This is a genomic window from Alcanivorax sp. HI0007, from assembly GCF_001635525.1.
Taxonomy (GTDB): Bacteria; Pseudomonadota; Gammaproteobacteria; order Pseudomonadales; family Alcanivoracaceae; genus Alcanivorax.
Genome location: NZ_LWEJ01000161.1, coordinates 1 through 284 on the forward strand (window position 1 = coordinate 1; position 284 = coordinate 284).

Genomic DNA, 284 nt, shown 5'->3' on the forward strand with positions numbered 1-284 from the left:
ACGCGGCCCTCCGGGTCGGTACCCAGGAAACGGTGCGGGTGCTTGACGCTGAGCATGGCGTTCACCGCCACATCCAGGCTGCCGTCGGTGCCGTTCTTGAAGCCCACCGGGCTGGACAGACCGGAGGACATTTCCCGGTGAGTCTGGCTCTCGGTGGTGCGGGCGCCGATGGCGTTCCAGGCAATCAGGTCCTGCAGATACTGCGGGGTGGTCGGGTCCAGCGCCTCGGTAGCAGAGGGCAGGCCCAGCTCGGCCACATCCAGCAGCAGCTTGCGGGCAATGTG

The 284-nt window shown here is 67.3% G+C and carries 1 pseudogene; it reads right to left on the reverse strand.

What is annotated here, in order from left to right:
* Positions 1-284 (reverse strand): annotated as a pseudogene (locus tag A3714_RS08475) (3-deoxy-7-phosphoheptulonate synthase); the annotation flags it as partial.